Origin of the sequence: Sphingomonas donggukensis (genome assembly GCF_023674425.1) — a bacterium.
Lineage (GTDB): Bacteria > Pseudomonadota > Alphaproteobacteria > Sphingomonadales > Sphingomonadaceae > Sphingomonas > Sphingomonas donggukensis.
On record NZ_CP098401.1, the window covers coordinates 2,792,609 to 2,813,021 of the forward strand.

Here is a 20,413-nt window from a genome sequence, read left to right on the forward strand (position 1 = left end):
ACGGTGTGTCATGGCCGGGTACAGCGACATCGAACGCAGCGGGCACGCCACGATCCTGGCGGTCGACGATCGCCCCGCCAATCTGGCCGCGCTCGGCAGGCGTCTGCGCGAAAGCGGCTACGACGTGGTCCTGATCGACGGCGGGCGCGCGGCGCTGGAACGGATCGCGCGCGGCGGGATCGATCTCGTCCTGCTCGATATGGTGATGCCCGGCCTGTCCGGCGTGGACGTGCTGGCCGAGATTCGCGCCGATCCCGAGACCCGCGACCTGCCCGTCATCATGGTCACCGCCCGCGCCGAACCGCAGGCCGCGGTCGAGGCGCTGGCCGCCGGCGCCGACGACTGGATCGCCAAGCCCTTCGCATTTGAAAGTCTCATCGCCCGCATCGCGCGCGCGCTGGCGCGGTCGGTGGCCCGGCCAACCCTGACGCCGACCGCGGATCGCGCCCGGCTGGTCGCGTCGATCCAGGCACTGCACGATCAGGTCGCGCGGCTGACCCTGTAATCCCGTTCATGCTGAGCCTGTCGAAGCACGTGTTCCGGGCACGTGCTTCGACAGGCTCAGCACGAACGGGGGATAATGGGCCCCGGCTTCCACCCCAGTCCTACCGCGTCCAGTGCTGCCGCACGAAATAGCCCGTTACGCCCAGCCCGATCACCACGCACAGCGCCACGATCGCGTCGAACGCCCACGGCTCCTTCGCAAACCACAGCCCGTCGACGTTCATGCCGTACAGACCGGTCAGGAAGGTGAGCGGCAGGAACACCATCGCCGCGATCGCGATCACCAGGCTGCGCTGGTCGATCAGCTCGCCGCGCAGGTCGGTCAGGGTCTCGTGCATCAGCCCGGCGCGTTCGCGGATCGATTCGACTTCCTCCGCCATGCGCGCGGCGCGGTCGGCGGCGGAGGACAAATGGAGCCGGTCGTCGTCGTGCAGCCAGTCGGCGGGCAGCGCGGCGAGCTTTTCGAGCGCGGCGCGCTGCGGGAACAGGAAGCGGCGATATCCGATCGCCTCGATCCGCACATGGTTGACCTTGCGGCGCAGTTCGAAGGCGTGATGCGCGTCAAGCCGGCTCTCGCAATCGTCCAGCTCGTCGCCCAGATCGGCGACGACGGGGTCCAGCTCCTCGGTGATCGCGCTGGCGAATTCGGCGATCAAATCGCCGGGGTCGGCGATGGTGCCGGTCTTGATCTCCGCCTTCACCGCCTCCAGCGCGTCGAGCGGCTTGCGCGTCACCGAGAAAACGAATCCGGCGCGCGCGAACAGCCGCACCGATGCCAGCATGTCGCTGCCGAGCTTCTCCTGCGACAGGCCGCGCAGGTTCAGCAGCGCACCATCGCCCATCGCGGTGCAGCGGGGCCGCGTCTCGGCGGCGGTCAACCCCTCGATCGCGTAATCGGGCAGGCCGGCAGTGTCGGCCAGCCAATCCTTCGCCTCGCCGTCGGACACGCACAGGTGGATCCACACCAGATCGGCCTGCTCGGCGGGCGCGGTCTTCAGCGGGATGTCGCGAGCAACCCCCTTGGTCACGGCAACGGCGAAACCGCTCATCGGCGATCCTCCAGATGGACGATGATACCCGGCGGCAACTCGGCGGGCGGGCTGCCAGCGATCCGCACCGCATCCGCGCGCGCGCGGTCGAGGATGGCGGCGGCGATGCCGGGCGCGTGATAGACGCGGTCGGCCTGCGCGAGCGCGCGGGCGGCGGCGAGGGTCAGTTGGTCGGGATCGGGTGAGGTGATCGCGAACACCGCCAGCCGCGCGGGCGCCGCCTCCGCCCCGGCCAGCCAGCCTTCGACATCGCCATCCCCGGCCAGCGGATCGAGCACCCCGCCGGGCGCCAGCGCCGCCCCGATCGCCCGCCGCCGCTCGCCGCCGTCGGGATAGCGCGCGCGGATACGCTCGCGCGCGGCATGAAGCGCGCGTGCCAGTGCTCCGAGGTCCGCCGGCAACCACGCCTCGATCCGCTGGCGTAGCGCCGCCGCCAGCCCCGCCGAGACACCCCCGGTCCCGACCGCGACGATCACGTCACCCCGCTCGACGATCGCGGGCAGGGTGAAGTCGCAAAGATCGGGCCGATCGACCGCGTTCACCAGCACGCCCCGCGCCTTCAGCCGCGCGACCGCCCCCTCGTCATCCACCACGATCGCCAGCGCAGCCTGCGCATCCTCGCCCACCACGACCGCGCCGGCCCGCTCCAGCAACCGCCGCTTCGCCGCCGCCATCTCGCCCGTGCCGATCAAGATCACCGGTCGCCCGCGCAGGCGCATGAAGATCGGCAGGCTGGCGAGGCTGCTCACAGCCAGTCCGGCACCCGCTCCGCGGCCATGATCGTGCCCGGATCGATGCGGTCGGCGACCACCGCGAACCGGTCGCCGTCGACCAGCACTTCGGGCACCAGCGCGCGGCTGTTGTAGGTCGATGCCATCGTCGCGCCGTACGCGCCGGCGGTGCGGAACACCGCAAGGTCGCCCGACGCCACCGCGTCGATCTCGCGGTGCATCGCGAAGGTGTCGCCGCTCTCGCACACCGGCCCGGCGATGTTCGCGGTCATCCGCTCGCCATTGGGGCGCACGGCGGCGAAATCGTGGAAGGCATCGTACAGCGCGGGACGGGCGAGGTCGTTCATCGCCGCATCGACGATCACCCAGGGGTCGCCGACGCCCGGCTTCACCCAGATCACCTTCGTCGCCAGCACGCCCGCATTGCCGGCGATGACGCGGCCGGGCTCGAACATCAGCGTGACGCCCCAGTCCTTGGTCACCCGCGCCACCATCGCGCCGAGTTCCGCGGGGGTCGGGAACACATCGCCGTGGCGGTACGGCACGCCGAGACCGCCGCCCAGATCGACGTGCGTGATCGTGTGGCCGGCGCCGCGCAGTTCGGCGACCAGCTCGCCGACGCGCGCGTACGCGCGCTCGAGCGGTGCAAGGCTCTGCAACTGGCTGCCGATGTGGATCGCGACCCCGCGCAGGTTCAAGCCCGCCAACCCCGACAGCCGCGCGAAGATGCCCGCCGCATCGCTGATCGCGACGCCGAACTTATTCTCGGCCTTGCCGGTCGAGATCTTGGCATGGGTGCCCGCATCGACGTCCGGATTGACGCGCAGCACTGCCGGCGCGGTCAGCCCGCGTTCGGCGGCGAGGCGGGCGAGGACATGGCCCTCCTCCTCCAGCTCCAGGTTGAACTGGCCGATCCCGGCCTCCAGCGCGGCGACCAGCTCGTCCTCGGTCTTGCCTACCCCTGAAAACACGATGTCGGCGGGCGGCATTCCGGCGGCGATCGCGCGGCGCATCTCGCCCCCGGATACAACGTCCGCGCCATAGCCTTCGTTCGCGAGCACGCGCAGTACGGCCAGGTTCGGATTGGCCTTGATAGCATAGGCCAGGTGGACGTCGCCGGCCTGCTCCAGCCCCTCGCGGAATACCTGCGCATGCCGCGCGAACGTGCCGCGCGAATAGATGTACACCGGCGTGCCGACGGCTTCCGCGATTACGCGGACGGGGACGTCCTCGACGTGCAGTTCGCCGTCGCGGTAGTGGAAATGGTCCATCGAAGCCGGGTTTTTCGTATCAGTTGGGCGGAAGGTCGAAATCGTCGCGGCTGCGCTGTTCGCTCGATTTCAGCAGCTCGTCGCTGCGCAGCGGGCGTGCCTGCGTGGAGGGCGTCAGCAGCTGCGTCGCGGTCGGCGTGGCGGGCGCGCCGTACGGCTTGACGGGCAGCGACACGCCCTTGGGCGGCTTCAGCTCGCCGCGACCGCCGCAGGCCGCCAGCGTCAGGAGCAACAGGGCGGGACCGAGCTTTCTCATGCTTCCTCCTCGCGCATCCGGCGCGCCGCGGCAATGGCGGCGCGCACCCGCACCGGCGCGGTGCCGCCGAAACTGGTACGGCTGGCGACCGAGGCGTCGACGGTCAGTACGCCGTACACGCGGTCGTCGATGCGCGCGTCGATCGCTTGCAGGTCGGCGAGCGGCACCTGGTCGAGCTTGCACCCCAGCGCCTCGGCCCGCGCCACCGCGCGGCCGGTGATGTGGTGCGCCTCGCGGAACGGAATCCCGCCCTCGCGCACCAGCCAGTCGGCCAGGTCGGTGGCGGTGGCGAAGCCGGCCTCGGCCACGCCGCGCATCCGCTCGGTCCGGAACGTCGCGCTCTCGACCATGCCGGTCATCGCCGCGATCGACAGCGCCAGCAGGCCGTGCGCCTCGAACACCGGCGGCTTGTCGTCCTGCATGTCCTTTGAGTAGGCGAGCGGAAGGCCCTTCATCGTAATCATCAGCCCGGTGGCGAGGCCGATGATGCGCCCGCTGTGCCCGCGCACCAGTTCGGCGGCGTCGGGGTTGCGCTTCTGCGGCATGATCGAGCTGCCGGTCGACCATTGGTCGGAAAGCGCGACGAACCCGAACGGCTGCGACGCCCACAGCACGAATTCCTCGGCCAGCCGCGACAAGTGCAGCGCGCACTGGCTGGCCGCGGTCAGATATTCGATCGCGAAGTCGCGGTCGCTCACCGCATCCAGGCTGTTGGTGGTCGGCGCATCGAACCCCAGCGTCGCGGCGGTCGCATCGCGGTCGAGCAGGAAGCCGGTGCCGGCCAGCGCCGCGCTGCCGAGCGGACACAGGTTCAGCCGCGCCCGCGCATCGCTAAACCGCCCGCGGTCGCGCGCGATCATGTCGTGATACGCCATCAGATGATGGCCCAGCGTCACCGGCTGCGCGCTCTGCAAATGGGTGAATCCCGGCATCACCGCATCGGCGTGCTCGTCGGCGCGGGCGATCAGCGCGTCCTGGAACGCGCCCAGCGCCGCGATCGTCTGGTCGATCGCGTCGCGCACCCACAGCTTGAAGTCGGTCGCGACCTGGTCGTTGCGGCTACGCGCGGTGTGGAGGCGCCCGGCGACCGGCCCGATCCGCTCGGCCAGCCGCGCCTCGGTCAGCATGTGGATGTCCTCCAGCGCCAGATCCTCGGGCACGCCGTTCGCGGCATAGTCCGCCGCGACCTCTTCCAGCCCGTCGGTGATCGTCGCGGCATCCTCCGCCGACACGATTCCCTGCGCCGCCAGCATCGCGACATGCGCCTTCGATCCGGCGATGTCCTGCGCCCACATTTGCTTGTCGAACGGGATCGATGCATTGATCGCGCGCATCACCGCGGACGGCCCCTCGGCGAACCGCCCACCCCACATGCTGTTGGAGGAATTCATGCGCTCGACGATCGTCCCGGTCCTTCTGTGTGCCCTGCTGGCCGGCGGCTGCGATAGGCAATCGGCGCCGGGCTCGCAAGGCAACGTGCTGGACGCAGCCAACGTCGCCAGCGCCGACGAAGTCCAGCCCGACGAGGCGACCGCCGGCCCCGCCGCGCCCAAGGCCGGGACGTTCGATGCGAGCCACAAGGGCGAAGCGGCGCCGGCGCACGCCTTCGCCGACCCGTCCGGCGCCACGAAGACGCTCGCCGATTTCCGCGGCAACCCGGTGCTGGTCAACCTGTGGGCGACGTGGTGCATCCCCTGCATCCGCGAACTTCCGACCCTCGACGCACTCGCCGCGCGGGAAGGCGGCAAGCTCCAGGTCGTGCTGCTCAGCCAGGACACCGACGCATCGAAGGTCGCGCCGTTCGTCGCCAAGCGCGGACTGAAGGCGGCAACCGCCTATACCGATGCAAAGATGGCGTGGCTCCCCAGCGTCACCGCGACGCTGCCGACGACGATCCTTTACGATGCCGCCGGCAAGGAAGTGTGGCGCGTGGTCGGTGACCGCGACTGGTCGGGCGAGGAAGCGGCGGAGGCGATCGCGACGGCGCAGTAGCTCGCCATCCGGATACCGCGACACCCCTCCGTCTGGCTAAAGCCAGCCACCTCCCCTTCAGGGGAGGATTGCAGCGGCGCTGGCCCCCGCCCAATCGAAAGCGTCAGCACACAGGCCTCACGATGAAGCCCCCGCTCCCCGGATCACCCCACCCCAAACAAACGCTGTCCTACACCGCCGCCATCTGGTTCACTCGACCGATGGTCCCAGCCAGTCCCCGATTCGACCGGCCCCGCGCACCCCGTCCCCAGACCTCGCCGAAAGTTCCCATACCACCCCGTTTCACGGAACTTTCCGAACCTTCGCCGGACCCGACCTTACAGCCGCCGCGCGGTCAGGATCTTGACGGTCGGCTCCAGCATCTGGCCCTTCATCACCCCCTCGCCCCTGGTGGGGGAGGTGGGCGAGGCCAGGATCGCTTTCACCACGTCCATCCCCTCGACGACATGGCCGAACGCGGCGAAGCCGGGATCGGTCGGCGATGCGTCCAGGCCGGTCATGTCGCCGACCATGATCGAGAAGTCGGCGGTCGCGCTGCCGGGCGCATTGCGCGCCATCGATATCGCGCCTTCGCTGTGGTGGATGCCGGTGAGGCTCGTCGGCTCGTGCCTGATCGGCGGGAACAGCTTCGGCGTCTCGCGCACCCCCGCCTGGATCAGCCCGCCGCCCCATGACACCTTCATCGCGCGGTAGAAGGCGATGCCGTCGAACCGCTTCGCATCGACGTAGCGCAGGAAATTGGCGGTGGTGACCGGCGCGCGCTCCTTTTCCAGCGCCAGCACGATCGGCCCCTTGGTCGTCGTCAGCCGCACCATCACCAGCGCAGGCTGCGGCTGCGGTGCCAGTGGCGCGGGCGCCGCGATCGGAGCGGGCGGCGTGGCCGGCGGAACGGGCGGGGCAGTCTGGGCGGTCAGCACCAGCACCGCTGCGATCGAGGCGAGTCGGCGGATCATGTGTCCCAGCCTAGTGCGCCGCCGCCGTTAGCGGAAGCGATGCATCGGCTTCTGGCGGCGCGCATCTTGCTGTACACTCGTCGCAGCGCACCTCGCGCGGGGCAGGGCACATGAAGCGCCTATTGGCTACCATCGATCGCGCGGGCGCCGTGCAGTCCCGGCTGCATGCCTATGTGTTCGCCTGCGCGGCGGCGTGCGTCGCGGGCGCGATGACGGCGGCGCTGGTCCATTATTTCGGCGTCGCGATGCCGTTCCTGTTCGGGCTGGGCGCGGTGATGGCCAGCGCCTGGATCGGCGGGGCGGGGCCGGCGCTGCTCGCGACCGTGCTCATGCTGGTGTTCGGCCATCTGGTCTCCCGCGACCTGCCGCCGGTGGAGACCTTGAACCTGGTGGTTCTGAGCGTCTTCTCGGTCGTGCTGGCGGTTACCGGCGAACTGCTGATGCGCGCGCGCCGGCGCGAGGCGCTCCAGACCGAGCGGCTGACGAAGCGCGACCAGTATCTCCAGTCGATCTTCGAAACGCTGCCCGCGGCGATGATGGTGATCGACCGGGCAGGCGCGATCCTGGCCATCAACAAGACCGCAGTCGAGCTGTTCGCGATCGACGAGGCCGACCGCGAATCGCTGTCGATCCAGGATCTTATCGCGCTGCCCGAAGCCCCTGGCGCCTCGCCCACCGCCTATGTCGACCGGCTGGTCGCCACCGCGCAGCGATCGCCGTCGGTGATCGGCCAGCCGCGCGGCGACCGGCCCCAGCTGCACCTGGCGATTGCGGTCGCGCATTTCCAGACGATCAGCCCGCAGCTCATCACCGTCTATCTGCGCGACGAGACGCCGGCGCGCCGTACCGCGGAGGCGATGGCCGAGGTGCAGGCGAGCGTCGCGCAGCTGGGTCGTGCGGCGGCGCTGGGCGCGATGGGGTCGGCGATCGCGCACGAACTGAACCAGCCGCTCGCGTCCGCCGCCAACTATGCGGGTGCCGCGCGGTCGCATCTGGTCGCGCGCGGCGATGCACCGGCGCCTGCGCTCGCGGCGGTCGATGCGACGGTCACCCAGATCGTCCGCGCGGGCGAGATACTGAAGGGTCTGCGCACCTTCGTCCGCGCCGCACCCTTCGCGCCGCAGTGGCTCGACATCCACGACGTGGTGCGCGAGGCGGCGCAGCTCGGCCATTTCGTGCTCAACGACCTGCGCGTCACACTGACCACGCGCATCGCCGACGGCGTGCATTTCGTCTGGACCGACCGCGTCCAGATTCAGCAGGTGCTGGTCAACCTGATCAGCAATGCCGCGGAAGCCGTCGCCGACCGCGACGAACGCAACGTGCGCATCGCGGCGCGTCCGCTGCCCCGCGACGAGATCGAGCTGTCGGTGACCGATACCGGCGGCGGCGTGTCCCCGGAAATCCGCGAGCGGCTGTTCCAGCCGTTCAATACCTCCAAGGGACTGGGGCTCGGCGTGGGCCTCGCCATTTCGAAGACGATTATCGAAGCGCACGGCGGCAGAATATGGTACGAAAGTGGACCAAAGGGGGCGCGTTTCTGCCTGACGCTCAAGCACAGTATGCAGCGGGGGGGCGATAGTGACAGTTGGCAGGATAGTGACGTACATCATTGACGACGATGCGGAAGTTTGCCGCTCGCTCGCTATGTTGCTGGCTGCCGAGGGGTTCGATGCACGGACGTTCGCCTCCGCCGAGTCGTTCATCGACTCGCTGCCCGCGCTGGTCCCCGGCATCATCCTGACCGACGTGCGCATGCCCGGGATGACGGGAATCGAGCTGCTCGCGGCGCTGCCTGCGCACGATCGCACCGACCCCGTGGTGGTGATGACGGGTCACGCCGACGTGCCGCTGGCGGTGCAGGCGCTGAAGGGCGGGGCGGCGGACTTCATCGAAAAGCCGTTCGTCGCCGACGCGATCGTCTCGGCGATCCGCCACTGCGCCGCCGCCGACCAGTCGGAGGCGCGGCGCATGCTCGCCTCGCTCACCAAGCGCGAGCTGGAGGTGTTCGTCTATCTGGTCGACGGCGCCACCAACAAGCGGATCGCGCTGGAACTCGGCATCAGCCCGCGCACGGTCGAGATCTACCGCGCGAAGGTCATGGAAAAGATGCAGGCGAGCAGCCTGTCACGCCTGGTGCGGCTGGGCGTGGAGGCGGGGCTCGGCCACGATGTGTCGGCTGCGCCGGTGATGCTCAATCGGCAGGTCTAGCTGGCAGACGAAGCCGGTGGGCGCGAAGCGGAACGCGGCGTGCGCGCCCTTCGACGTCGACAGCACCCGGTCGATGAAATCGAGTCCCTGCCCGCGCGCCGCGGGCTCGCGCACCAGCGGGCCGCCGATCTCGCGCCATTCGACGTGCAGCATCGTGCGGTCGGGCTCGGCGATCCGGCACCAGCGCAGCGTCACCATGCCCGCCCGGACCGACAGCGCGCCGTGTTTCACGCAATTGGTCGCCAGCTCGTGCAGGATCAGCGCCAGCGTGTTGCCCCACCGCCGCGTGACCGCGACGTCGTCGCCCTCGATCAGGACGCGGCGGTCGGCGGGATCGTGGAAACGGTCGAGGATGCGGCGCCCGATCCGCGCCACCGAACAGTCGGCGGCGAGCACCTCGTTGCCGACATAGCCCGCGGTCTGGAGCGAGCGCAGCCGGTCGAGCAGCCGCGCGACGCCCGCGGCATCGGGGTGGCGGCCCAAAGTGTCGGTGGTCAGCGCCGCCATCAACGTCACGATGTTGCGCAACCGGTGGCCGAGTTCCTGCCGCAGCACCGCGTCGAAATCGCTTTCCGCGCGGCGGTCCTCGACATCGATCGCCGCCAGCAGACTCGTCGCGCGACCGCCGTCCGCGGCGATCGCCGGGCGTCCCGCCAGCCGCAGCTCGTGCCGCCGCCCGGGACCGCCGGCATCGGCGAATCGCAGCTCCACCGGCTGGGTCACGGGCAGGGTCAGGCGGTGGCGATCGACCGGGTCGATCAGCGCGGCGAGCATCGTGCCGGCGCGGGCGATGCCCTCTGCGCCCGGCGCCAGCAGCCAGAACGGCGCATTGGCCCACAGGATCGCGCCGGCGCGGTCGACCAGGCACAGCGGCAACGCCAGTTCGGCCAGCGCGATCGCCGGCTGCCCCTGATCCGCCAGGATGGCCGACACTACCGGTTCCTGCTCGATCAGCAGCGACTCGGCGGCGACATCGACTCGGGCTGTGCCATCGGCGGCGAAGGACACCGCGACCGGAACCACGCCCGGCGTGCCGGGCAGGTGGTCGGGCAGCGCACCGGACGGCTGCTGGGCCGAAGGCGCGGCGAGTGGCTGGGCGGGCGATTCGGCGGGCGTTTCGACCTGCTGCGCGATCACAACCGGCGATGCCCCGCGCGCGGTATCGGTGGCGGTCCAGCCCGCGATCTCGTGGATGTCCATGCCCGCCTCCCGCTGCCGTGCCCCGTGCCGGTCCGGCGCGCCGATCCGACGCCACGATCCGACTGCTGAAGATGCCGGCGGCGCCAGCGGTCCGCCCGGCCCGCATCCGTCGTACGCAACGCCGCGACCGCGCGCCATCATCCGGGCTGCTCACGTCGATTGACTAGGTATTCGTCCTGATTCCGGGCCGTCCCTGTCCGGGGTATCCGGTTATACAAATTGAACAATAGCACTATGGCGCAGCCGGCGACGTCCTGTCGCAATGTTGTGCTGTGCGAAGCGGGGGCGCTGCCGGTGCATATGTTGATGGAGAACGGTTCGGTTCAACCGGCGATCATTCCGGAACTGGTCGACGAACGCAGCCTGTGCTTCGAGTCGGACACCAGCGCCAATTTCGTCATCGACATCGACGGGACGCTGCGCCACGCCAACGACGCGGCGCGCGGCATGGTGTTTTCGGGCCTGCTGCAGATCGATGCCAAGCAGCGGCTGGGGCTGGCGCGGGGCGTCGGTCGGCATGGCTATCCGTCATCCCCGTCGCTGCGGTCCAGCATCGGCACGCAGGTGCGCCAGATCGCGCCGAACCGCTGGCTGGCGGTGATGGTGCGGCCGATCCCCGGCGCGCCCGAGCTGCTCCACGTCCGCGCCCGCGAAATCCGCCTGGACGGAGAGATCGACCTGTCGATGGTCGCCGACGAATTCGGCATCAGCGACAGCGAGGCGCCGGTGCTCGAGGGGCTCGCCCAGGCGATCTGTCCGAAGGAGATCTCGCGCTCGCTCGGCTTGTCGATCCACACCATCCGTTCGCACATCCGCGCGATCTACGCGAAGATCGGCGTAAGAACAGCTGCCGAGGCGCAGCGCCGGGTGCTTCAGGTATACTACGTAATGAAATCTATTAGCTGATCGGCGTCAGTCGCGATGATAGATAATCTCGGGGAAGATCGACCAAAAGACTGGTCCTAAGTGGAATTGCCCGATGGGGGCATTCACACAGCATTAAGGAAATTGATATGTCGATCTCCAAGCTTTTCGCAATGGGCGTTCTGGCATCGGTCGGGGCGATGGGTCTGTCGGGCACGGCCAACGCCGATACGCTGACCACCTCGGGCTCGGTCACGCCGGTCTGCTCGGTCACCTCGACGGCGCGGTCGTTCGATGCCCAGAAGGCGACCATCCAGAACATCGCCGGCGTGGTGGTGAAGTGCAACATCCCGGGGACCAAGAGCCTCACGGTCGATCCGCTCAACGGATTCTTCAGTGGCCCGACGAACCTCGACTATCTGCTGACGCTCGACCTCGACGGCGGCCTGCTGCCGTTCAACGCGGTGAACTTCACCGGCGCGCCGCAGAGCTCGGTGATCGGGGCGCCTGACGCCAATGTCGCCGGCGGCCTGCCGGGCAACTTCTCGGTGACGCTGCTCAACACCGCGTTCCTCGCGGGCTCGTACACCGAAACCTGGGTGATGACCGTCGCCTGACGGTCGGTCCGGCCAGGATCGTCGGGGGGCGCCCGGCGGTCCTGGCCATTTTTTCTGATGGGGGGAATGGTGATGCGATCGCACGTCCGGATCGGCCTGATGCTCACGCTGGCGACGGTGTCGCTGCCCGCGGCCTATGCCTACAGCGTCCAGCCGATGATCTATTCGTTGACGCCGTCCGGATCGGGCGCGAGCGCGCGGATCACCATCACCAATTCCAAGGAAGGCCTGCTCAACGTCGAGATCGAGCCCTATTCGGTCGTCGCCGACGATGCGGGCAAGCGCACCTTCACGCCCGCGCCCGACGATTTCCTGATCTTCCCGCCGCAGGCGAGCATCCAGGGCGACAAGAGCCAGTTGTTCCAGGTCCGCTACGTCGGCGCGCCGACGCTGGCCAAGGGCAAGGTCTATGTCCTGCGCGTGCGCCAGATGAACACGATCGACCTGGTGAAGCCGCAGGATCCGGCCGCGCAGACCCAGACCCAGCTGAAGATGTCGGTCAATTTCAACACGACCGCCATCGTCCAGCCGCGCGAGATGACCCCGAAGATCAGCGTGGAGCGCGATCTGGCCCCGGACGCCAACGGCATCCTGCGCGGCCGCATCACCAACACCGGCGTCGGGGTGGCCGATCTGACCCGCGTCGCCTGGGGGCTCGACCGCGCGGGCAAGCAGGAAGCGATCGCGCAGGACCAGGTGAAATACGGCGAGGCGATCTTCCTCGAACCCGGGCATAGCCGCGACATCGCGCTGTCGGACAAGATCAGGACACCGGCCCGGCTGGTCCTGACGCAACCGGGGGACAAAAATGGAGCGCGGCGATCGTAGCGAGGCATATCCTCGATCTGGGGTGGGACGACGCCGGCGCGGGATCACGCGCCGCCTGATGACGACGGTGGCGGTCGCTGCGATCGCCGCTGCGCCCGGGATCGCCGGAGCGACGGACATGGCAGCCGCAGCCGGCATCGCCGGCGCCGGCACCGCGTCGCCCCGGCTCATGGTCGATCCGGCCCCGCTGGCCGGCGACGAGCGCGTCACGGCGCCCGGGCCTCCCCCCCGCTCGGGCGCGGTGACGCCAGCCGACGCGCAGGATGCGCCGGCGCCACGGTCGATCGTGCCGCGCGGACAGGTCGACATATTGGCGCCCCTGCTCGTCAACGACCGTCTGGTCGGGGAGATCGATGTGAAGGCCGATGCGGCAGGATCGGGCGATATCGACGCGGCACGGCTCGCGGCGCTGCTCGGCGGCCTGCTCGATCCCGAACTGCGCGCCGGGCTGACCGCGCGGATCGCCGGACGCGCGCGGGTACCGCTCGACGGGCTGTCGGTGGACCCGATGACCATCGTGTACGACCCCGCGACGCTGGAGGTGCGCGTCACCCTGCCGCCGGCGCGCATGCTGTCGCAGACCGTCAGTTTCCGTGGCAGCGAGACGCCCGAACCCGGACGCTACATGCCGCAGGCGCGCTATGCCGGCGGCGTGGCGCTGGGGGCGACCCAACGCTTCATCGAAAGCGGCCCCAACACCGGGCGCGCGCCGCTGCTGCTGAGTGCCGACGGCTTCCTGACGGTCGGCAGGTTCCCCGGCGTCACACTGCAGAGCGGCGGCCTGTTCACCGAAGTCCCGGGCGGTCGCTACACCTTCGAACGCGCGCAGACTCGCGTCAGCTACGACGATTTCGGAAAGGCGATCCATTATGTCGCCGGCGAGTTCAATCCGGCGCTCACCGGTTTCCAGGGCGGCGCGCGGATGCTCGGCATCGGCGTCGCGCGCGACTATGCCGGCATCCGCCCGTTCGAGAATATCCGCCCCTCGGGCCGCGGCGGGATCACGCTGGAGCGGCCGTCCACCGTGATCGTCGAGGTGAACGGGATCGAGACGCGCCGGCTGCAGCTCGATTCGGGCCGCTACCAGCTGACCGACCTGTCGGCGGCATCGGGCGCCAACGACGTGCGGCTGTTCGTGCAGGACGACCTCGGCCGCCGCGAAGTCGCCTCGGCGGCGTTCTTCACCGCCACCGCGATGCTCGCCCCCGGGCTCACCGATTTCGGCTTCGCGCTCGGCAGGCGGGAAAGCGTGCGCACCGTGTACGGCGGGCCGCTGACCGCGACCGGATACGTCCGGCGCGGCATCGGCGGCAACCTGACGCTGGGGGCGGGGGGGCAATATGCCGCCGGCGACTGGCAGACCAATGGCGAGGCGGTGGTCGGGACTCCGCTCGGCCTGTTCCGCTTGCAAGGTAGCGCCAGCAACGTCGCGGGCCGCGCCGGCCACGCGGTCAGCCTCGACTGGCTGCACAGCTTCGACCGGGGCGGCACGTCGTGGAGCTTCACGGTGCTGTCGACGCTGTTCAGCCGCGACTTCGCATCGCCCTTCGACCGGCTGGGGCGGGTCAACGACAACAAGTGGCGGATCGATGCGCGCGCCGACTGGCGCCGCGGGCCGCTGTCGCTGGCGCTCACCTCGACGCTGGCGCGCAACCGGTCGCGTACCGAGGAGCAGCGGATCGAACTCACCGGCTATTATTCGCGGGGACGCGTGGCCTTCAGCGGGGGCGGCGGGTTCGAGAAGCTCGGCACGAACGGCTGGCGCCCGCGTGCGCTGCTCGGCATCTCGGTGCAGCTCGGCCAGCGCACGACCGCCTCGATCCGCGCCGACACCCGCCGCGGCGCGGTGGTGGGCGAGATCAGCCGCTACCCGCTCGACCAGGTCGGCGACGTGTCGGGAAGGGTGCAACTGGTCCGCGAACACGACCGCATCGGCCTGGCCGGCGACGCGCGCTATTTCGGCAACCGCTTCATCGCCGGGCTGGAACAGAGCCTCTTCTATGCGCAGAATCCGAACGGCATCGGCACGCGGGAGACGATCGTGCGCGCCTCCACATTCGTCGGCATCGCCGACGGCTCGATCGCGCTCGGGCGTCCGACCACGGGCAATTTCGCGATCTACGACCGGCACCGCTCGTTGAAGGGGGCCGCGATCACGGTTCGCGACGAATCCGGGCTGGTCGTCGCCAGGCAGGACTGGCTGGGCGCGCCGATCGCGCCGTTCAACCGCGTGTTCAGCCCCGTGCTCCAGACCTATGAGGTCGATCCGGTGCCGACCGGCTATGATCTGGGCGAAAGCCGGCTGTCGGCCTTCCCCGGCGCCTTTTCGGGCTACCGCGTGCCGGTCGGCTCGGACGCGTCGCGGGTCGCGATCGGATATCTGATCGGTCCCGACGGGCCGATCGCGACGATGTCGGGCGTCGTCGAGCGGATCGGCGGGCCGAAGTCCGAACCCCGTCCCTTCTTCACCAACGCCGCCGGGCGCTTCGCGGTCGATAGCCTGGAGCCCGGCACCTACCGGATGATGATCGGAACGACCGAGGTCGCGCGGTTCGCGATCGGTTCCAAGAGCGAAGGACTGGTCGATGTCGGAAAGCTCTCTGCGAAAGCTATCCCGCAATAAGGTGCCGCTCGCGGTGCTGGTGGCGGCCGGCATCGCCGCGCTGGCCGCCACGCCTGCCGCCGCCTGCACGGTGCGGCTCGGGCCGGTCAATGCGGTGCCGATCGCCTACGACCCGTTCGTCGTCGCGGCGGCGGGGGGATGGGTCCGCGTGTCGGTCGACCTGGTCGACGGCGACGCCTGCGACACCGCGGTGGTGCTGACCGACGACGGCGCGTCGCCGCTGCGCACCCTGACGTTCGGTCCCGGCGCCGCGGTCGCGTTCCGCCCGCGGCTGCGGCCCGGCGCGAACGTGCGCGAGGGTACCGACCCGGCGGAGGCGAGCGTGGCGCTGACCGCCGCCAGCCCGCATGCCGAGATCGCCTGGTACCTCGAAAGCACCGGCGACGGCGTGCTGCCGCCGGGCGACTATGTCCAGCCGGTCAAGGTGCAGGTCCGCGCGCCGGTAGAGGGCGGGCCGCCGTCGACCGGCGCGGTGGCGCTGCGCAGCGTCGCGCGGGCGCAGATCAACCTTGCCGGCACCGCCGTCGCCTATGACTCCGGGTCCGATGCTGCGACGATCGAACTCGGCGAACTGCGCAGCGGCAGCAGCGGTCGCGCCTTCCTGCAGCTGCGTGGCAATACCCAGGCGCATCTGTCGTTCACCTCGCAGCAGCACGGCTATCTCGCGAGCACCGGGGCGAGCGGGCGGATCGCCTATGCGATGACCTTCGACGGGCGCCCGGTTGACCTTGCCGCGCCGGCGACCATCGCCATCGACGCCCCGCCCTCGCTGCGCGGCGCCTCGTTCGAACTGGCGGTCCGCGTCCCCGACGTCACCGGCGCGGTCGCCGGCCGCTACAGCGACACGGTGGTGATCGACGTCTCGCCGTAAGGGAGCGATCCGAAAGGGGGAAGCCATATGCCACACGATCTCCCGCCGACCTGGATCGGGCGGGGGCCGGCGCATCGGAAAAATGGTGCCACATAGAGGACAAAAATTGGCACTCAGATCGTTGGACAATTTCCGTAAACCGCGGGTGATGTGCGCGCGATGTTGCGCACGTTCAGACGAAACCGCCAGTTGAGTAGCCACGCTGCTATCTCACTTTGCTAACCATTTCACCGGAATACGCAGATAGGTCACGCCGTTGGCCTCCGCTTCCTCGAAACGGCCAGCGCGGATGTTGACTTGAATTGACGGCAGCAGGAGCTTGGGCACCGACAATCCGGCGTCGCGTTGCTCGCGCATCGCGACGAAGTCGTCCTCGCTCACGCCGTCATTAACGTGGACGCTTGCGCGCCGCTGCTCGCCGACAGTCGTTTCCCAGGCGAATTCGGTGCGCCCGGGTGCCTTGTAGTCGTGACACAGGAACAGCCGGGTCGCGGCTGGCAGCGACAGGAGGCGGCGGATCGAACGGTACAGCGTCCGTGCGTCACCGCCCGGGAAGTCCGCGCGGGCGGTGCCGTAGTCGGGCATGAACAGCGTGTCGCCGACGAAGGCTGCATCGCCGATCAGATACGCGACGTCGGCAGGGGTGTGGCCGGGAACGTGCAGCACCTCCACCTCCAGCCCGCCGATCATGAACCGATCGCCGTCGTCGAACAGGCGGTCGAAGTCCGACCCGTCGGTCTTCAGATCGTCCATCGCGAAGACCGGGCGGAAGATTTTCTGCACATCGCGGATGTGGGCGCCGATGCCGATCCACGCGCCCGTCTTCGCCTTCATGAACGGCGCGGCGGACAGGTGGTCTGCGTGAGCGTGCGTCTCCAGCACCATCTCGATCCGCCAGTCGTGCTCGGCGGCAAAGGCGACGATCCGCTCGGCCGAGCGGGTGTCCGCCTCGCCGCTCGCCAGGTCGAAATCGAGCACCGGATCGATGACCGCGGCGACGCGCGTGGCTGGGTCACCGACCAGATAGCTGATCGTGTTCGTCGGCTCGTCGAAGAACGCCTCGATGAAGGGCTGGGTCATGATTTCCTCCGTTAGCTCTTGCTAATATATTAGAGAATGCTACATAAGCAATACCTTATGGAGTAATTATGATGCTCAAGCCGCCGATGGACATGACGACGTTCGAGGCGAAGGCCGGTGCAGTCGCGGATACGCTGAAGGCGATTGGCAATGCGCGGCGGCTGATGCTGCTGTGCAAGCTGGTCGAGCAAGGCGAAGTGACGGTCAGCGACCTCGCCCGCGACGTCGGGCTGTCGCAGTCGGCATGCTCGCAGCACCTCGCCAAGATGCGCGACGAGGGGCTCGTCGCCTTTCGGCGGGAGAGCCAGACGCTCTGGTATCGGATCGCCGATCCCCGCGTCGAGACGCTGCTCGCCACCCTCTACCAGCTCTATTGCAAGGACTAATCCGATGACCGTAAACGCCCTTTCGCCTGCCGATACCCGCCTCGCGATCGACAGCGGCGCGCGCCTGATCGACATCCGCGGCGCCGACGAACATGCGCGCGAGCGCATTCCCGGGGCGACCAACGTGCCGCTCGACCGCATTGCCGACCTGCCGCGGGACGGGCGTCCCGTCGTGTTCCATTGCCGGTCGGGCATGAGGACCGCCGCCAACGCGGCGCAGTTACGGGCAGTCGTCGGCGACGCGCCGGCGTTCCTGCTCGACGGCGGGATCGATGCATGGCGGAGCGCCGGCCTGCCAACGATCGCCGATCGCTCCCAGCCCCTGGAAATCATGCGGCAGGTGCAGATCACTGCGGGCGCGCTGGTGCTGACCGGCGTGCTGCTCGGCCTGTTCGTCGCCCCCGGCTTCTTCGGCCTGTCCGCGTTCGTCGGGGCTGGGCTGATGTTCGCGGGTGTGACGGGTTGGTGCGGCATGGCCAATCTACTGCGCATCATGCCCTGGAACCGGCGCGCGGCGGCCTGACGATCATGCAGACCGTTCTCGCCCTCGCGTCCGGCGGGCTCATCGGGCTCGTTCTTGGCCTGGTCGGCGGGGGCGGGTCGATCCTGGCAGTTCCGCTGCTCGTCTATGTCGTCGGTATCGGGTCGCCGCACGCCGCGATCGGCACGGCGGCGGTGGCGGTCACCGCCAACGCGCTGGCCAGCCTGATCGGACACGCGCGTGCGGGGCGGGTGAAGTGGCGCTGCGCGAGCGTGTTCGCGCTCGCCGGTGTCGTCGGCGCGGCGCTGGGCGCAGAGCTCGGCAAGGCGGTCGACGGCAAGCGCCTGCTCGCACTGTTCGGCGTGCTGATGATCGGCGTCGGGCTGTCGATGTTCCGCAAGCGCCGCACGGCGGAGGCTCCGGACGTCCGGCTGACTCGCGACAGTGCCGCGATGTTGTTGCCGCGACTGGTCCCGATCGGCCTCGGCGTGGGGCTCGCCGCCGGATTCTTCGGGATCGGGGGTGGCTTCCTGATCGTGCCCGGCCTGATCCTGGCGACGGCGATGCCGCTGTCAATTGCTATCGGCACGTCGCTGGTCGTCGTGACCGCGCTCGGCCTGACGACGGCATCGTCCTATGCCGTTTCCGGCCTCATCGACTGGCGCATCACAGCGCTGCTGATCGTAGGTGGCATCCTTGGCACGCTGGGCGGTATCGCGGCCGGTCGGCTGCTCGCCGCGCGCAAGGGCCTGCTCGAGCGGCTGTTCGCCGTCATCGTGATCGGCGTCGGTCTCTACGTCGTCGCCTCATCTCTCTGATAGCAGCACGGGTTGCCTTGCGCCTGCTTCCCCGGGTAAGAGCCGCGCCAATCGCAAGGACCCGGTGAAATCCCGGGTGGCTATGCCGGCCGCCAATCCGCCGGACAACATCACACATGCAACCAGACTGCGCCGCGGATAGCTGCGTCATGTGCCCTGATGTGGATTCCCATGACTTTCGATATCGTCTCCTATCGCCGCCAGTGGTTCACCGACGGCGCCGCCGCCCGCCGCGACATCATGGCGGGCATAGTCGTTGCGCTCGCGCTCATTCCCGAGGCGATCGGCTTCTCGATCATCGCCGGCGTCGATCCGCGCTTCGGCCTTTACGCTTCGGTGGCCATCGCCATCACGATCTCGCTGATTGGCGGGCGGCCCGGCATGATCTCGGCGGCGACTGCCGCCGTCGCCGTTCTCGTCTTCCCGCTCGTTCACACGCACGGAGTCGAGTATCTGTTTGCCGCAACGATCCTGATGGGGTTCATCCAGATCATTGCGGGATTGCTTCGTCTGGATCTCGTCATGCAATTCGTATCGCGGTCGGTTATCACCGGCTTCGTCAATGCGTTGGCCATCCTCATCTTCATGGCGCAGCTGCCCCAGCTCACAAACGTCGGCTGGGAAACCTACGCGATGGTCGCTGGAGGGCTCGCGATCATCTATGGCCTGCCTCGCCTCACCAAGGCCGTGCCGTCGCCGCTAGTCGCAATCCTCATACTTAGCGTGATCAGCATTGGCATGGGTTTGGACGTCAATACAGTCGGCGACATGGGCAAGCTGCCCGAAGGACTGCCCAGTCTCGCTTTGCTGAACGTGCCGCTTTCGCTCGACACGCTGAGGATAATCCTGCCCTACTCGCTGACGATGGCGGCGGTCGGCCTGCTCGAATCGCTGCTCACCGCCCAGATCGTCGACGACATGACCGACACCGACAGCGACAAGCGCGTCGAATGTGCGGGTCAGGGCGGTTCGAATATCATCGCCGCATTCTTCGGCGGCATGGGCGGTTGCGCGATGATCGGCCAGTCGGTCATCAACGTCACTTCCGGCGGGCGGGGACGCCTATCGACCTTTGTTGCCGGCGCGTTTCTCCTGTTCCTGCTAGCGGTTCTCGGACCATTCGTCGGCAAGGTGCCGATGCCGGCGCTGGTCGCGGTCATGATCATGGTTTCGATCGGCACGTTCAGCTGGAACTCGATCGTGAATTTGCGCCGTCATCCGCCGACGTCGTCGGTCGTGATGTTGACGACCGTGGTGGTGGTGGTCGCGACCCATGACCTTTCGTTGGGCGTCCTCGCCGGCGTCCTCCTCTCCGGCATCTTCTTCGCCGGCAAGGTTCAGCAGATGTTTGCCGTCGAGCGCTTTGCGACGCCGGATAGCGAGCGGGCAACCTATCGCGTGACCGGTGAAATTTTCTTCGCGTCGGGCGATCGTTTCACGCGGGCGTTTCAGATTGAGGAAAAAGCCCGCGAAATTGTCATCGATGTTACCGACGCCCATTTCTGGGATATCTCAGGTGTGGGCGCGCTCGATAAGATTGTTGCTCGTCTGCGGCGCGATGGCCGAAGTGTCGAAGTGGCTGGTTACAACCGCGCCAGTGCCGACCTCGTCGATCGGTTCGCGCTGCACGACAAAACAGGGGTCGAAATGGGTCTGGCACCGCACTGACGCGGTCGAG

At 68.7% G+C, this 20,413-nt stretch carries 21 protein-coding genes and 1 other annotated feature; of the genes, 13 read left to right on the top strand and 8 right to left on the bottom strand.

Features of this window, described 5'->3' with window-relative positions; translation table 11 throughout:
• Positions 1–10 precede the first annotated feature (10 nt).
• On the top strand, positions 11–505 hold the full coding sequence (locus M9980_RS13740) for a response regulator (RefSeq protein WP_250751899.1): 495 nt from the start codon (positions 11–13) through the stop codon (positions 503–505).
• Positions 506–605: 100 nt separating this feature from the next.
• On the opposite strand, the gene M9980_RS13745 is transcribed toward M9980_RS13740, so the two are convergent.
• Genes M9980_RS13745 through argH form a run of 5 tightly spaced genes read right to left on the bottom strand, consistent with a single transcriptional unit; the run spans position 606 to position 5,184 of the window.
• Positions 606–1,553: a zinc transporter ZntB gene (locus M9980_RS13745; protein ID WP_250751901.1), complete on the bottom strand. Its 948-nt coding sequence runs from the start codon at positions 1,551–1,553 to the stop codon at positions 606–608.
• Positions 1,550–2,272 carry a precorrin-2 dehydrogenase/sirohydrochlorin ferrochelatase family protein gene (locus tag M9980_RS13750; RefSeq protein WP_250754978.1) on the bottom strand — a complete coding sequence of 241 codons (723 nt, stop codon included), beginning with the start codon at positions 2,270–2,272 and terminating at the stop codon, positions 1,550–1,552. Before M9980_RS13750 ends, M9980_RS13745 begins: the two co-directional genes overlap by 4 nt.
• Positions 2,273–2,298: 26 nt before the next feature.
• On the bottom strand, positions 2,299–3,555 hold the full coding sequence (gene lysA / locus M9980_RS13755; RefSeq protein WP_250751903.1) for a diaminopimelate decarboxylase: 1,257 nt from the start codon (positions 3,553–3,555) through the stop codon (positions 2,299–2,301).
• A 19-nt stretch (positions 3,556–3,574) separates the two neighbouring features.
• Positions 3,575–3,811 (bottom strand): hypothetical protein, encoded by a 237-nt coding sequence (locus M9980_RS13760; protein ID WP_250751905.1) that lies wholly within the window; start codon positions 3,809–3,811, stop codon positions 3,575–3,577.
• Positions 3,808–5,184, bottom strand: coding sequence for an argininosuccinate lyase (argH, locus tag M9980_RS13765; protein WP_250754980.1), 1,377 nt, complete (start codon positions 5,182–5,184; stop codon positions 3,808–3,810). Before argH ends, M9980_RS13760 begins: the two co-directional genes overlap by 4 nt.
• Before the next feature lie 16 nt (positions 5,185–5,200).
• Between argH and M9980_RS13770 the strand changes: the two genes are divergently transcribed.
• Positions 5,201–5,803, top strand: coding sequence for a TlpA family protein disulfide reductase (locus M9980_RS13770; RefSeq protein WP_250751907.1), 603 nt, complete (start codon positions 5,201–5,203; stop codon positions 5,801–5,803).
• Between the two features lie 317 nt (positions 5,804–6,120).
• Here M9980_RS13770 and M9980_RS13775 read toward each other — a convergent pair whose 3' ends face one another.
• Positions 6,121–6,756 carry a peptidylprolyl isomerase gene (locus M9980_RS13775; RefSeq protein WP_250751909.1) on the bottom strand — a complete coding sequence of 212 codons (636 nt, stop codon included), beginning with the start codon at positions 6,754–6,756 and terminating at the stop codon, positions 6,121–6,123.
• A gap of 110 nt (positions 6,757–6,866) precedes the next feature.
• On the opposite strand from M9980_RS13775, the gene M9980_RS13780 reads away from it, so the two are divergent.
• A complete protein-coding gene (locus tag M9980_RS13780) occupies positions 6,867–8,372 on the top strand; it encodes a sensor histidine kinase (protein ID WP_250751912.1) in 1,506 nt (501 codons plus the stop codon).
• On the top strand, positions 8,356–8,967 hold the full coding sequence (locus tag M9980_RS13785) for a response regulator transcription factor (RefSeq protein ID WP_250751913.1): 612 nt from the start codon (positions 8,356–8,358) through the stop codon (positions 8,965–8,967). Before M9980_RS13780 ends, M9980_RS13785 begins: the two co-directional genes overlap by 17 nt.
• On the opposite strand, the gene M9980_RS13790 is transcribed toward M9980_RS13785, so the two are convergent.
• Entirely contained in the window at positions 8,884–10,167 is a 1,284-nt protein-coding gene (locus tag M9980_RS13790) for a sensor histidine kinase (RefSeq protein ID WP_250751915.1), read from the bottom strand. The genes M9980_RS13785 and M9980_RS13790 overlap by 84 nt on opposite strands.
• A gap of 219 nt (positions 10,168–10,386) precedes the next feature.
• On the opposite strand from M9980_RS13790, the gene M9980_RS13795 reads away from it, so the two are divergent.
• The 5 genes from M9980_RS13795 to M9980_RS13815 all read left to right on the top strand — a co-directional run bounded on the left by M9980_RS13795 (position 10,387) and on the right by M9980_RS13815 (position 15,970).
• Positions 10,387–11,073 carry a helix-turn-helix transcriptional regulator gene (locus tag M9980_RS13795; RefSeq protein WP_250751917.1) on the top strand — a complete coding sequence of 229 codons (687 nt, stop codon included), beginning with the start codon at positions 10,387–10,389 and terminating at the stop codon, positions 11,071–11,073.
• Between the two features lie 107 nt (positions 11,074–11,180).
• Complete coding sequence (locus M9980_RS13800) at positions 11,181–11,648, top strand: hypothetical protein (RefSeq protein ID WP_250751919.1); 468 nt, start codon at positions 11,181–11,183, stop codon at positions 11,646–11,648.
• A 72-nt stretch (positions 11,649–11,720) separates the two neighbouring features.
• On the top strand, positions 11,721–12,476 hold the full coding sequence (locus M9980_RS13805) for a fimbrial biogenesis chaperone (protein ID WP_250751921.1): 756 nt from the start codon (positions 11,721–11,723) through the stop codon (positions 12,474–12,476).
• 118 nt (positions 12,477–12,594) lie between these two features.
• Entirely contained in the window at positions 12,595–15,099 is a 2,505-nt protein-coding gene (locus M9980_RS13810) for a fimbria/pilus outer membrane usher protein (protein ID WP_250751923.1), read from the top strand.
• 1 nt (position 15,100) lies between these two features.
• On the top strand, positions 15,101–15,970 hold the full coding sequence (locus M9980_RS13815; protein ID WP_250751925.1) for a hypothetical protein: 870 nt from the start codon (positions 15,101–15,103) through the stop codon (positions 15,968–15,970).
• A gap of 210 nt (positions 15,971–16,180) precedes the next feature.
• Here M9980_RS13815 and M9980_RS13820 read toward each other — a convergent pair whose 3' ends face one another.
• Positions 16,181–17,050, bottom strand: a complete 870-nt coding sequence (locus M9980_RS13820) for an MBL fold metallo-hydrolase (protein ID WP_250751927.1) — start codon at positions 17,048–17,050, stop codon at positions 16,181–16,183.
• A 68-nt stretch (positions 17,051–17,118) separates the two neighbouring features.
• Here M9980_RS13820 and M9980_RS13825 point away from each other — a divergent pair, with 68 nt between their 5' ends.
• The 4 genes from M9980_RS13825 (at position 17,119) to M9980_RS13840 (ending at position 20,403) form a co-directional block, all read left to right on the top strand.
• The gene (locus tag M9980_RS13825) at positions 17,119–17,436 is read left to right on the top strand and encodes an ArsR/SmtB family transcription factor (protein WP_250751930.1); all 318 of its coding nucleotides are present in this window, start codon (positions 17,119–17,121) and stop codon (positions 17,434–17,436) included.
• 4 nt (positions 17,437–17,440) lie between these two features.
• Positions 17,441–17,959 (top strand): rhodanese family protein, encoded by a 519-nt coding sequence (locus tag M9980_RS13830; protein WP_250751932.1) that lies wholly within the window; start codon positions 17,441–17,443, stop codon positions 17,957–17,959.
• Positions 17,960–17,964: 5 nt separating this feature from the next.
• Entirely contained in the window at positions 17,965–18,735 is a 771-nt protein-coding gene (locus M9980_RS13835) for a sulfite exporter TauE/SafE family protein (RefSeq protein ID WP_250751935.1), read from the top strand.
• A gap of 54 nt (positions 18,736–18,789) precedes the next feature.
• Positions 18,790–18,845 (top strand) — a sequence feature (sul1 is cis-regulatory element that is thought to sense ions involved in sulfur or methionine metabolism; They are found in Alphaproteobacteria).
• A gap of 61 nt (positions 18,846–18,906) precedes the next feature.
• Positions 18,907–20,403, top strand: coding sequence for a SulP family inorganic anion transporter (locus tag M9980_RS13840; protein ID WP_250751937.1), 1,497 nt, complete (start codon positions 18,907–18,909; stop codon positions 20,401–20,403).
• Positions 20,404–20,413: the final 10 nt, after the last annotated feature.